This window comes from Mesorhizobium sp. B3-1-8, assembly GCF_006439495.1.
GTDB lineage: Bacteria > Pseudomonadota > Alphaproteobacteria > Rhizobiales > Rhizobiaceae > Mesorhizobium.
The window spans coordinates 63,529-75,761 of record NZ_VFTK01000008.1 but is presented as its reverse complement, the minus strand read 5'-3'; the positions used below and the strand labels follow the sequence as shown (position 1 = coordinate 75,761).

Below are 12,233 nucleotides of genomic sequence, written 5' to 3'. Positions count from 1 at the left end.
AATTCCGCGGTTTTCGGCTTGGGTTCCGGAGCGCTTCTTTCTAAAGTCCGTTTCCTGCCGGATGAGTCGTAGTTCCGGTTTTCTCATGGAAGGGAATTTTTATGAACAAGAACGAACTGGTGTCCGCCGTCGCCGACTCCGCAAGCATTTCGAAGGCTGATGCGCAGTCCGCCGTCGATGCGGTGTTCTCCGTGATCACTGGCGAACTGAAGAAGGGCGGCGATGTCCGGCTTGTCGGCTTCGGAAATTTCACCGTGTCAAAACGCGCTGCTTCGACCGGCCGCAACCCGCAGACCGGCGCGGAAGTGAAGATTCCGGCCCGCACCGTGCCGAAGTTCTCGGCTGGCAAGGGCCTCAAGGACGCGGTCAACTAAGACCTTTTCTTTTAAGAGCAGAAAAGCCGGGCTTGCCCGGCTTTTCTTTTTTTCGGCTGTTCGCAGCGGCTCAGGCCGTCGGCGCGTCGGCGCGCATCAGGCCTTCCTGTTTCAAATCCACCCATAGCGCCGCAGGTATTTTGGTGTCGAGCAGCGCCCGGTTGCTTTCGACCTCGGCCGGCCGCTGGCCGCCGGGGATCACCGACATCACCGAAGGATGCTGCAGCGGGAACTGCAGAGCCGCCTCGATCAGGCGCACGTCGTGGCGCTTGCAGACGGCTTCGATACGCGCCACGCGATCCAGGATCTCCTTCGGCGCCTCGCTGTAATTGTAGAAGGCTCCGGGCTTCGGTCCGGTCGCAAGCACGCCGGAATTGTAGGGCCCGCCCAGCACGATGCCGATGCCGCGCTTCTGGCAAAGCGGCAGGAAGGATTGCAGCGCCTCCTGCTCGAGCAGCGTGTAACGGCCGGCGAGCAGGAACAGGTCGAAGTCGCCGCGTTCGGCGAGGGTTTGAGCGACCTGCCACTCGTTGATGCCGCCGCCGAAGGCCTTGATGACGCCCTGGTCGCGCAGCGAAAGCAGCCCGTAATAGCCCGACGACATGAACTCCTCGATGCGGGCGTCGGAGGCCTCCTTGCTGCCATGAGTGAAGACGTCGACATCGTGGACGAAGAGGATGTCGATGCGGTCGACGCCCAGACGCTCCAGCGAGGCCTCGAAGGAACGCATGACGCCGTCGTAGCTGTAGTCGTAGACTTCCCGGCGCGACGGCGTGTCGAAGAACTTGCCGATGCCGGTGCGCTGGGCCGGCGCAGAGACGCGCATGATACGGCCGACCTTGCTCGACAAAACATAGTCGTCGCGCTTCCTGCCGCGCAGGAACGGGTTGAGGCGGGTTTCAGACAGGCCAAGGCCGTAGAGCGGGGCCGTATCATAGTAGCGGCATCCGGTCGCCCATGCCGCCTGCAGGGTGGCGTTGGCATCCTCGTCGGAGATAGCGCGGTAGAGATTGCCGAGCGGCGCCGTGCCGAAACCGAGCTCGGTGAAGGTGATGCCGCCATTGCCGATGCGGTCGAAATGCCGTGTCTTCATGTCTGACGATGTCCCGGAGCGATTTGTCTGACATGACACTATCACGCTCGTGGCCCAGCAAAAGTGCCGAGGCTCGTTGGACAGCGATTTTCGCGGTGGTAGCATAAACAAAACAAGCCTTTCGCGGCAGCACATCGCAAATCCACAAAGCCAAGCGACACCTCCGCAGGCAGGGTGAGCCATCATGACCAAAGCCGGATCAGGCATGTTCGCGACCGCGCTGAATGAGCTTGGCGCGGTGCTGGCGCGCACGGATGAAGCCCAAATCGACGCCGCCTGCGCGATGCTTGCCGGCGCCGGCAGGATCGCCGTCCATGGCTGCGGCCGCGAGGCGCTGCAGGTCAAGGGCTTCGCCATGCGGCTCTACCATCTCGGCCTGTCGGTCTCGGTCGTCGGCGACATGACCACGCCGCCATTGGGGCAGCGCGATGTCTTCCTGGCGAGTTCAGGGCCGGGCGAGACCACCACGGTGCTGACCTTGATGCGGGTTGCCCGCGCGGCTGGGGCAAAGGTGCTGCTCTTGACCGCAGAACCGGAAGGCAGCGCCGCGAAGCTTGCCGACTTCACGCTGCTCATCCCGGCGCAGACGATGGCCAGCGATCAGGGCGCCGCCCGAACCTCGGTGCTGCCGATGGGCTCGCTGTTCGAAGGCGCATTGTTCCTTTTGTTCGAAATCATGGTGCTTAAGCTCAAGGCGCTGACCGGGGCGACACCGGAAGCGATGCGCGCCAGGCACACCAATATGGAGTAGGGGATGCGCTACGAGCTGATGCTGCCGCACCAGATCCGCAAGGCGATCGAGGAGAACTGGCCGGTCGTTCTGCCGCTCGGCGTGCTCGAATACCATGGCGAGCACATGGCAGTCGGCATGGACACGCTGGCCGTCATCAAGACGGTGGAGCTGATCGAGCAGGAGAGGGACATCGTCATTTTGCCGCCCTTCTATTACGGCGCGGCAAGCTATGCGGTGGCTCCGCCGGAAGGCAGCGGCTCGGTGCAGGTCGGCGGTCCGGCGCTTTCGCCTTTCGCGGAGGAATTGTTCTACGGCCTGCTGCGCATCGGCTTCCGCAACATCCACGCCATCATCCATCATCAGACCGAGAATTTCGCGGCCGGCATGCCGACCGATCTCGCCTTCAAGACCGCCGGCCGGCAGGCGATCTTTCGCTTCCTCGAAAAGGAGCGCGGCGAGGGCTGGTGGGGCTCGAACGCGATGGCCGACTACTATGCCGGCCACGCCCAGGGCGAGAATGTTTTCAACTGGGTGCAGGTGCATCCGCTGATGCCGGCCGCGATGAACGGCAAATACCCGTTCGACCATGCCGGCATCGGCGAGACATCGCTGATGCTGGCCCTATGCCCGGAGGCGGTGGACGAGAAGCATTTCGCCGACAACACCGGCTGGTACACTAAAGGCGCCGCGGAAGCCTCCGCGGGTCTCGGCAAGATCGGCGTCGCGATGATACTCGACCATTTGCGGTCGATCCTGCAGGCCTAGTCTAGCTCTCTCGCCGAAGGGCGACGGTCCAGGGAGCGCCAACGTCTCACTCCGCTGAAGCACCCCTCATTCGTCTCGGCGCTTTCGCGCCGATCCACCTTCCCACAAGGGGAGAAGGTGGGGGCGCCTATTTCACCGAGCCGGCCGTCATGCCCATGATCAGATAGCGCTCGAGCGCGATACCGATGATCGCCAGCGGCGCGATCGCTGCCGTCGCGAGGGCCGCCATCGACCACCAGTTGATGCCTTGCGAGCCGGTCTGGCTCGCCACCATGACGGGGATTGTCTTGGCGTCCGTCGACGTCAGAAGGGCGGCGAAGAAATACTCGTTCCAACACAGCACCATCGCCAGGATGAAAGCGGCGACCATGCCGGGCAGGGCGATCGGCATGACGATGCGGAAGAAGGCGCCCCAGATCGACAGTCCGTCGACCAAAGCGGCTTCCTCCAATTCGACGGGAATAGAGTTGAACTGGTCGCGCATGATCCAGATGACGATCGGCAGCACCATCAGCGTGTAGAGGAGCACAAGCCCAATGCGCGTATCGAGGAGGGCGACTTCGCGGTAGAGCACCAGGAAGGGGAGCGCCAGAACGACCGGCGGCAGGATCAGTTGCGACAGGAAGAAGAAAGAGATGTCCTCGTTCTTGAACCATGCGAATTTGTAGCGATAGCGGGTGAGGCCATAAGCGGCGAGGCTGCCGATGATGATGGCGAGACCCGATGCCCCGACAGAGGTGATGACAGAATTCATGAACCGTTTCAGAAATTCGTCGCGCACGGTCGATGTCTGGAAGATCGAATCCGGCGACAGGCCGAGCGAGCGCCAGCCTTTCCAGTCCGGCTGGAAGTCGACGAAGGGAATGAGATGCCCTTGCGTGACGTCGACCGCCGATTTGAACGAGGTGGTGATCGTCCAGTAGATCGGGAACAGACAGACAAAAGCCCAGAAGATAAGCGCGCCATAGATGAAGACGCGGCTGGCGATGAAGGCCGCCGGCGAGCGGATTTCGGAAACGGTGTAGTCGGTGGTCTGGACGCTCATGACGGCCGCTCAGTTGACGTTGCGCACGAAGCGACTGGCGAATTTCAGCAGCCAGGTCACGAACACGACGATGATGATGAGATAGGCCATGGCCAGCATGGTGCCGTAGCCGACATTCGAGCGGTCACGATATTCGCGATAGATGAAGCTCGACACGGAATCGGTGGCGCCGCCGGGGCCGCCGGAGGTCAAGGTGATGATGATGTCGGCGAGCTTCAGCTTGAAGATAATGCGCAGGATCACGGCCGTCACCGACACCGGCAGCATCAGCGGGAAGGTGACCTGCCAGAAGGTCTGCCATGCGGTTGCGCCGTCGACGCGGGCGGCTTCCAGAACCTCGCGCGACATCGCCTGCAGGCCGGCAAGCAGCATGATCATCATGAACGGGATGAAGGTCCAGGCGTCGAGCATCATGATCGAGATGCGGGCGGTGATCGGATCGGAGAAGAAAGCGGGATTGTCCCAGCCGAGATGGCGCGCCAGCGTCGCCGCCGGTCCGAACCGGTATTCCATCAGCGACTTGCCGACCATCCAGGACACCGCGACCGGCGACAGCATCAGCGGCAAAAGGAAGACAACGCGGAAGAATTTGCGGGCGCGGATCTGCGCGTTGAGCAGCAGCGCCAGGCCGAAGGCGATGACATATTCGACCAGTACCGCAAGCACGTAGAGCACCATGTTGAACAGCGCATTGCGGTAGTAGGGATCGGCCAGCATCTGCCAGAAATTGTCGAGTCCGTTGAACCTGCGTCCGGTAAACGAGCTGAGGTTCCAGTCGGTGAGCGCGATGTAGAAGCCGAACAGGGTCGGGAAGATCACCATGGCGATGGTGAAGAGCAGCGCCGGCAAAAGGAACAGCGCGCGCTGCCCGTCCTCGCCACGCGTCAGCACCTGCCAGGCGCCGAGCGCTGCGCCCCACAAGATGTAAGCGTAGATCACCGGTCGCCAGGTGTCGAAACCGACCGTGGACATTTCGGTCTTGTAGAGGACCTGCACGATGATGATCGCCAGCAGGCCAAGCGTCGCGAGGGCCAGCAGGCCCCAACCGAGGCGCTTGCGGCCTGCCGGGATCAGATCGGCCGGATTCGCCGGCCACGCATTCGCGGTCGAAATCTGCTCAGCCACGCCTCTCGCCTTCTAGAGCGCTTCACCGTTTCACGGAAACGGCGAACCGCTCTATCTCTTTGTTTTTACGCAATTCCGGACGGAAAACCGCTCACACTTTTCCTGGAATTGCTCTAACGCATCAAACCGGCCAAGCCGGTAAAGACGCGGCCCGGTGACGATGTGCCACCGGGCCGCGACGTCTCACAAGCCAGCCTACATGCCGAGCGAGGCTTTGTAGAGCTTGACCTGGTTTTCGCGGCCGATCTGGTCGGTCAGCTTTTCCCAGGCCGCGGCGATGGCGTCGGCGCCTTCCTGTGCCTTCATCTTGCCGGCGAAGGTGTTGGCCAGAATGTCCTCGGCGGCGGAGTAATACTGGAAGATGCCGGGGATGCGCGGCTCGATCGCCGCGTTCGGATGGTTGTAGGAATCGCCTTCCGACTTGAGATAGGAGGTGATGAAGGCCTCGTCGTAACCGGCCGCCACCCACTCCGGAATGTTGAAATGGGAGTTGCGGTAGGGCTGGAAGCCCGACGGGTACATCGCCGTCCAGATCGACAGGTCCTTGCCGCCGAGATGGGCGGCGGCGGACCATGCCGCCTTCTTCTTCTTTTCGTCCTTGTCGACGCGGGCCATGACATAGACGCCCCAGCCGAGATAGGCGCAGTTCGGCGCATAGTTCGGGCCGCTGGCAAGCTTGTCCCACTTGCCGGTCTTGGAGTTGTAGACGTCGTCGGAGCCCGGCAGGATCGAGAAGCCGGTGACGTCGCCGATGACCGAGGAGTCATTGGTCTTGACGTTCGAGCCGACGTCGCCCCACCAGGGGATCATCGAGCCGGTGCCAGCCAGGAACTGCTGGAAGGCCGTGGTGTTCGGATCCGCGTTGATCTGGTCGGCGGGCTCGGACGGCAGGGCGTCGATCACGTCCTGGATGGCGCGCACCCAGGCGGGATTGTTGATGCGCGGCTTCATGGTGTCGGCATCGAACAGCCAGGCCTTGTCGTCGGGATGCTTGGCATAGGCGGTGGCGCGGCTGCCGAGGAAGTAGAAGCCGAAACCGCCCCAGGGCTTGGGCGCGTCGAGATAGCCATAAACGTCCTGGCCCTTGAATTTCTTGCCCTTGAGGAACTTGGTGACGGCCTGCACTTCCTGCCAGGTCTTCGGCACCCCCCACTCGGTGGTCGCGCCGCTGTCCTTCCACTGCTTGGCGAGGTCGGCATCGGCGAACACGTCGGTGCGGTAGTTGAAGTTGTGCGTGTCGCCGTCGATGGTCACGCGATACTGCTTGCCGTCCCAGGTGCCGACCGGCGGCTTCAGGTAGTTGACGAGGTCGTCGAAGTCGATCTGCTTCTTGACCCAGTCGGGCATCTCGGAGGTGAGGCCCTTGCCGCAGACATCGCCTTCGAAGGGCGCGCCCATCTCGATGATGTCGAAATCGACGGTGCCGGTGGCGATCGACTGCTGCAGGCGGGCGTTGTAGTCGGCCTGGGCGAGGTCGATCCAGCTGATCTTGGCGCCCGTATAGGCCTCCCATGGCTTCAGGAAGCCGCGGAACAGCACATTGTGCAGGTTCTGGTTGTTGAGGCCCATGAAGGTCAGCTCGACCCCGGCGAACTCGCCTTCCTTGACATTGGCCTTGGTCGCTTCGAGGCAGAGCTCGCCGACCTTCTGGAAGTCGGCGTCGGTGGGCTGGCCTTTGCCGACGCCCGGGATCTGCAGGATTTTCTTGCGCAGGTCGTCATCGGCCGCGGCCGGCCTCGTTAGCGCGCCGAGCCCGGCGCCGGAGGCGGCGGCGATTGCGGCCATGCTGGCCGCGCCCTTCAGCAGATCGCGGCGGTTCGCTCCGGCGCGCATCAGTTTTTCATACAGATCGACTCTCATCTACAGGTTCCTCCCAGAACAACAGCCATTGAATTGAAGTGCCAATCTCTCGGACGTCGAAGCGTCTCTCGGTTCTCCTCGATCATACCGGACGTGGGACCCCACCCTGCGTCGCCGGAGCTCCGATTTCAGGGTAACAGGCCTGCTCTCGGATTGGCACTCGCCACTATTCGCGTAATCGATTACCTTGTCAACAAGATTGGCTTTTTATCTATAAGATACCGACTTGCCGTCGCCGTTGGCAATGGCTAGCTTCACCGCAAACGATAAAGGGGAGACGATGGCTCAAGTCGCGATCAGCAGTGTGGCCAAGGCGTTCGGAACCGTCAAGGTCCTGCATGAGGTCAGCGTCGATATTGCCGACGGACAGTTCGTCGTTCTGGTCGGTCCGTCAGGATGCGGCAAGTCCACGCTTTTGAGGATGGTGGCCGGGCTGGAGACCGTTTCCGGCGGTACGATTTCGATCGGCGACCGCGTCGTCAACAACCTGCCGCCGGCGAAGCGCGACATCGCCATGGTGTTCCAGAACTATGCACTCTATCCGCACAAGACGGTGGAGCAGAACATGGCCTTCGCGCTGAAGCTGCGCGGCACCGATCCGGCCGTCGTCGCCGAACGCGTCAAGCGTGCCGCCGACATCCTCGACCTTGCTCCGTACCTCAAGCGCTACCCGCGCCAGCTTTCCGGCGGCCAGCGCCAGCGCGTCGCCATGGGCCGCGCCATCGTGCGCAATCCGCAGGTGTTCCTGTTCGACGAGCCGCTTTCCAACCTCGACGCCAAGCTGCGCGTGCAGATGCGCACCGAGATCAAGGAGTTGCACCAGCGGCTGAAGACGACCACCATCTACGTCACCCATGACCAGATCGAGGCCATGACCATGGCCGACAAGATCGTCGTGATGCGCGACGGCCGTATCGAGCAGGTCGGCGCCCCGCTTGAGCTGTTCGATCGGCCGGCGAACCTTTTCGTCGCTGGCTTCATCGGCTCGCCTTCGATGAACCTGCTCAAGGGCACCGTGAAGAAGGCTGAGAAGCCGGTCGTCGAGATCGCGGGCACGGCGTTCCCGATGCCGTCGGGAGTTGCCGCCGAGGATGGCCAGGCCGTCGTCTACGGCGTGCGGCCGGAGCATCTGGAGATCCATCCGGAAGGCGTCGCATCCACCGTCTCGGTGGTCGAGCCGACAGGCTCCGAGACGCTGGCCTTCGTGCGCTTCGGCGAGGGCGAGATGGTGGCGCTGTTTCGCGAGCGCCACGACTTCAAGCCTGGCGACACGCTCAAGCTCAAGCCGCGTCTCGACCAGGTCCACCTCTTCGACGCCGGGACCGGCAAGCGTCTCTGACCGCACACAACCCTTCAAGAGGAAACCATGCTCAAAGGGATCAATCCGCTGCTCAATGCCGATGTGCTCCAGGCACTGCGGGCGATGGGCCATGGCGACGACCTGATCATAGCCGACACCAATTTCCCGTCCGATTCCGTGGCGCGGCAAACCGTGCTCGGCAAGCTGTTGCGCATCGATGCGACGGCGGCCGAAGTGGCGAAGGCGGTGCTGTCGGTCTTGCCGCTGGATACTTTCGTCAACGATGCGGCGGCGCGCATGGAGATCGTCGGCAAGCCGAACGAGATCCCGCCGGTGCAGAGGGAGGTGCAGAAGGAGATCGACGCGGCCGAGGGCAAGCCCTGGCCGATGATATCGATCGAGCGCTATGCCTTCTACGAGCGCTCCAAGAAAGCCTATTGCGTGATCCAGACCGGCGAGCGCCGCTTCTATGGCTGCTTTGCCTTCCGCAAGGGCGTCGTGCCGCCGGATACGGAGTAAGGACATGGCCACCGGCAAGCCCGTTGTGATCCTGGGTGTGTTCGTCGCCGACACCGCCTATCGCGCCGACCGCCAGCCGCGTCTGGGCGAGACGATCCTCGGCAATTCCTTCAAGCTCGGCCCAGGCGGCAAGGGATCGAACCAGGCCGTGGCCGCCGGCAAGCTCGACGCCGACATCACCTTCCTGACGCGCCTCGGCGTCGATGCTTTCGCCGACATGGCCAAACAGACGTGGAAGGACGCGGGCGTGAAAAGCGCCGTCATCGACACGCCGGACAGCTATACGGGCGCCGCCTATATCTTCGTCGAGGAAGGCAGCGGCAACAACGCCATCATCGTCAGCCCGGGTGCTGCAATGCTGATTTCCCCGGCCGACATCGAAGCGCATGCCGAGCTCATCCGGTCCGCCGGCGTCTTCGTCACCCAACTCGAACAGCCGATCGACGCGGTATTGAAGGCGCTGGAGATCGCGCGTGGAGCAGGGGTGACGACCATCCTCAACCCCGCGCCGGCCGCCAGCCTGCCCGACCGCATCTACGCGTTCTGCGACTATGTCACGCCCAACGAGACCGAAGCCGAAGGACTGACCGGCATCAAGGTTTCGTCGATCGACGACGCCCGCCGCGCCGCCGACGCTCTGCTGGCCAAGGGTGTCGGCGCCGTCATCGTGACGCTCGGCGAGAAGGGCGCGTTGCTCCACACCAAGACCCGCTCCGAACATGTCGGCGCGGTCAATGCCGGCCCGGTGGTCGAGACCACGGGAGCAGGTGACGCGTTCAATGGCGGCTTGGCCGCGGCCCTGGCAAAAGGCGTCGAGCCGCTGGAGGCCATCCGCTTTGCCTGCGCGGTCGCCGGCATTTCGGTGACGCGCCCCGGCACTGCGCCGTCCATGCCGACCCTCAAAGAGGTCGAAGCGCTGCTCGCCAGGGCCTGAGACCTCCCGCCGTCCATTTTTCGCGGCTTGTTAGAGGCCGCTTATTCCGGAACGCTACCGAGGCGAGCGCGTTCATCGTCCTGTCGGCGGCGCCGATTTGGAACGGTAGGATGAAAAAGCCTTACGAAAAGCCCACGCTCGTGAAGCGTCAGAAGCTCACCGAACGGACGGCCCAGATTATCGCTTCCGGGGTTGTCCTGGGCGAATGATTTCCAAGGATAGATAGCGCTACAGGATCCTGCTGGTCAGCTCCAGCATCGTCGTTGCACCTTGCTCGCTGCCGGGCATATGCACGACGCGCAGCACCCGCAGGTCCCTGCTCGATCCTTCGACCGGCATCGACACGCTTTCGCCCACCCGCGGCAATTCCTGGAAGGCGAGCTCGTCGATATCCCTGTCATCGTCGATGGAAATCCGACATCTCACAGCCATCTTTATCTCCCGTTTTTTCGCCCGTGGGCTGAACGGGACAAGGTTGGAATGGTTCCGAGAAAGACCTCAGCTGGCGAACCTGCCGCGATATTCGCGCGGCGTAAGCCCTTTCAACGCCTTGAATTGACGGCCGAAATTGGCCAGTGAGCGATAGCCGACAAGCTCGGCGATGTAGGCAATCGGCTTGTCTTCTTCCGTGAGAAGGGCGCAGGCTTCGCCGATGCGCAGCCGCGTCACATACTCGACCAGGGTCAAGCGCGTGTGCCGCGTGAACATGCGGTGAAAGCCTGACGGGCTGAGCGCGGCGAGGCGGGCGAGACGGTCGATGCTCAGATCGTCGGTGTAGTGCGCGTGCAGATAGTCCAGCACGCGATCTATGCGCGATCCGCTCGAGGCGATGGGCGAGGGCGAGCGGGACGGCGCAGTCAGCGGCTCGGCCTCGTCATCCCCGGCAAGCGTCAGCAGGACCGAAATGAGGTCGAGCAGCCGCTCCGCGGGCGGCTTGTCGAAGATCGCTTCGATACGCGCCCTGACGCGCCCGGTCGCGCCTTGCGAGAATTTCAGCCCGCGCGCCGATCTTTCCAGCAGGCCGGCGACCGGTCGCAGCTCCGTCAGGAGCCCGGTCAATCCACGTGCCCATTCGGGCCGGAACCAGATGACCATGACCAGATGCGGCCTGCCCACGTCGATCTTGCCCGAAGAAGACCATGTGTGCGGCAGGTTCGGGCCGAGCAGCACGAGATCGCCATCGTCATAGTTGCCGACATGGTCGCCGACGAAGCGGCGCCCGCGCGAGTTCAGGGTGAACGTCAGTTCATACTCCGGATGATGGTGCCATTCGAAGGGAATGGTCGGGTCGCGCGGGACCCTTACCATCGACCATGAGGCGTCATCGGCGATTGTGACTTTCTCAAGATACGGCTTCATGGCGTGCCACCAAGGAATTTGCCTCGAACGGCATAGAAAGAATGATGGACGCCAGAATAGTATCATTGACGGCCTGTCAGGGACAACATGCAGGTCCGCCGTTCGGTTAGCCTCGTGTTCGACAAGACAAGATCGAGGAGGAAATCGATGGCCCACGCGAAGGACATCACCAAGGACGATCACCCGACGTCCAGCCGGGTAACGACCCAATTGTCCAGGATCAAGAAAACGCTTCCGCTGCGCGTGCTTTCAGAGGCGGATTTCGCCCACTGGCAAAAGCGAGGCTTCGTGATCGTGCGCAATGCAGTGCCAAAGGAAAATGTCGAGCGCCTCAAGGGGTTGCTTTGGCAATTCGAGGAAAAGGACCCCAGCGATCCGGCGACCTGGGACGTCACCCAGCGGCGCGACTATGCGCTGAAGGAAATCAACAACGCCGGCATGGTCGAGATCTACAACCATCAGTTCCTGTGGGACAATCGTATGGCGCGCCGGGTCTATGACGCCTTTGTCGACATCTGGGACATGGAGGATCTGTGGGTCGCGATCGACCGCGCCAACCTCAACACCCCCAACAAGGGCAGACGCGCATCCCCTGGTTTCATCCACTGGGACGCCGACACCTCGCTCGAGCCCAAGCCGATCTCGGTCCAGGGTGTGCTTTCGCTGGTTCACCAGGACGGCGGTGATATCGGCGGTTTCCAATGTGTGCCCTATCTGTTCGAGCATTTCGATGAATGGGTCAAAACCCAGCCAGCCGACCGCGATCCGCACCACCCGGACATGAGGGGGATCGAGGACAGGATCGAGAAGCTCGAACTTTTCCCGGGCGACCTGATGATCTTCAATTCGCTCCTGGCGCATGGCGTGGCGCCGAACACATCCGACGGCAAGGTGAGGATGGCGCAGTACATCTCCATGTTCCCGGCCGATGAGGGCGATCTCGGCGAGCGCGAGGCGCGGATCCGATCCTGGCGCGAGCGCGAGGCGCCGCGGCGCGCCGGCTTTGCGGGCGATCCGCGCGGGTGGGAGAAGAAAAACGCCGAGACGGCAAAGCTGACGCCGCTCGGCGAAAGGCTGCTGGGGCTGGTCAGCTGGAACGGATGATGGCGTTTTTAGGGGTCCGCTC

At 62.7% G+C, this 12,233-nt stretch carries 14 protein-coding genes; 8 read left to right on the top strand and 6 right to left on the bottom strand.

Translation table 11 applies throughout. The features are described 5' to 3' along the window. Positions 1–101 precede the first annotated feature (101 nt). Positions 102–374 (top strand): DNA-binding protein HupB, encoded by a 273-nt coding sequence (gene hupB, locus FJ424_RS09685; protein WP_027166452.1) that lies wholly within the window; start codon positions 102–104, stop codon positions 372–374. Between the two features lie 70 nt (positions 375–444). Here the strand turns inward: hupB and FJ424_RS09680 are convergent, their stop codons facing one another. Then, complete coding sequence (locus FJ424_RS09680) at positions 445–1,467, bottom strand: aldo/keto reductase (RefSeq protein ID WP_140650945.1); 1,023 nt, start codon at positions 1,465–1,467, stop codon at positions 445–447. A 184-nt stretch (positions 1,468–1,651) separates the two neighbouring features. On the opposite strand from FJ424_RS09680, the gene hxlB reads away from it, so the two are divergent. Continuing rightward, entirely contained in the window at positions 1,652–2,218 is a 567-nt protein-coding gene (gene hxlB, locus FJ424_RS09675) for a 6-phospho-3-hexuloisomerase (RefSeq protein ID WP_140646119.1), read from the top strand. Positions 2,219–2,221: 3 nt separating this feature from the next. Further along, positions 2,222–2,965 carry a creatininase family protein gene (locus FJ424_RS09670; RefSeq protein ID WP_140650942.1) on the top strand — a complete coding sequence of 248 codons (744 nt, stop codon included), beginning with the start codon at positions 2,222–2,224 and terminating at the stop codon, positions 2,963–2,965. Between the two features lie 127 nt (positions 2,966–3,092). Here FJ424_RS09670 and FJ424_RS09665 read toward each other — a convergent pair whose 3' ends face one another. The 3 genes from FJ424_RS09665 to FJ424_RS09655 all read right to left on the bottom strand — a co-directional run bounded on the left by FJ424_RS09665 (position 3,093) and on the right by FJ424_RS09655 (position 6,995). Further along, positions 3,093–4,010, bottom strand: coding sequence for a carbohydrate ABC transporter permease (locus FJ424_RS09665; protein ID WP_140646117.1), 918 nt, complete (start codon positions 4,008–4,010; stop codon positions 3,093–3,095). A gap of 9 nt (positions 4,011–4,019) precedes the next feature. Further along, entirely contained in the window at positions 4,020–5,135 is a 1,116-nt protein-coding gene (locus FJ424_RS09660; protein WP_140646116.1) for a sugar ABC transporter permease, read from the bottom strand. Between the two features lie 195 nt (positions 5,136–5,330). Then, positions 5,331–6,995: a sugar ABC transporter substrate-binding protein gene (locus FJ424_RS09655; RefSeq protein WP_140647812.1), complete on the bottom strand. Its 1,665-nt coding sequence runs from the start codon at positions 6,993–6,995 to the stop codon at positions 5,331–5,333. Positions 6,996–7,275: 280 nt separating this feature from the next. Between FJ424_RS09655 and ugpC the strand changes: the two genes are divergently transcribed. The 4 genes from ugpC (at position 7,276) to FJ424_RS33815 (ending at position 9,957) form a co-directional block, all read left to right on the top strand. Then, complete coding sequence (gene ugpC, locus FJ424_RS09650) at positions 7,276–8,334, top strand: sn-glycerol-3-phosphate ABC transporter ATP-binding protein UgpC (RefSeq protein WP_140650939.1); 1,059 nt, start codon at positions 7,276–7,278, stop codon at positions 8,332–8,334. A 27-nt stretch (positions 8,335–8,361) separates the two neighbouring features. Continuing rightward, positions 8,362–8,814, top strand: a complete 453-nt coding sequence (locus tag FJ424_RS09645) for an RbsD/FucU family protein (RefSeq protein WP_140650936.1) — start codon at positions 8,362–8,364, stop codon at positions 8,812–8,814. Between the two features lie 4 nt (positions 8,815–8,818). After that, on the top strand, positions 8,819–9,748 hold the full coding sequence (gene rbsK / locus FJ424_RS09640; RefSeq protein WP_140650933.1) for a ribokinase: 930 nt from the start codon (positions 8,819–8,821) through the stop codon (positions 9,746–9,748). A gap of 110 nt (positions 9,749–9,858) precedes the next feature. Beyond that, on the top strand, positions 9,859–9,957 hold the full coding sequence (locus FJ424_RS33815; RefSeq protein WP_210239401.1) for a putative RiPP precursor: 99 nt from the start codon (positions 9,859–9,861) through the stop codon (positions 9,955–9,957). Positions 9,958–9,976: 19 nt separating this feature from the next. Here the strand turns inward: FJ424_RS33815 and FJ424_RS09635 are convergent, their stop codons facing one another. Then, the gene (locus FJ424_RS09635; RefSeq protein ID WP_140650930.1) at positions 9,977–10,180 is read right to left on the bottom strand and encodes a hypothetical protein; all 204 of its coding nucleotides are present in this window, start codon (positions 10,178–10,180) and stop codon (positions 9,977–9,979) included. Between the two features lie 66 nt (positions 10,181–10,246). Beyond that, the gene (locus FJ424_RS09630; protein ID WP_140650927.1) at positions 10,247–11,107 is read right to left on the bottom strand and encodes an AraC family transcriptional regulator; all 861 of its coding nucleotides are present in this window, start codon (positions 11,105–11,107) and stop codon (positions 10,247–10,249) included. 147 nt (positions 11,108–11,254) lie between these two features. Between FJ424_RS09630 and FJ424_RS09625 the strand changes: the two genes are divergently transcribed. Next, positions 11,255–12,211: a phytanoyl-CoA dioxygenase family protein gene (locus FJ424_RS09625; protein WP_140650925.1), complete on the top strand. Its 957-nt coding sequence runs from the start codon at positions 11,255–11,257 to the stop codon at positions 12,209–12,211. Positions 12,212–12,233 lie beyond the last annotated feature (22 nt).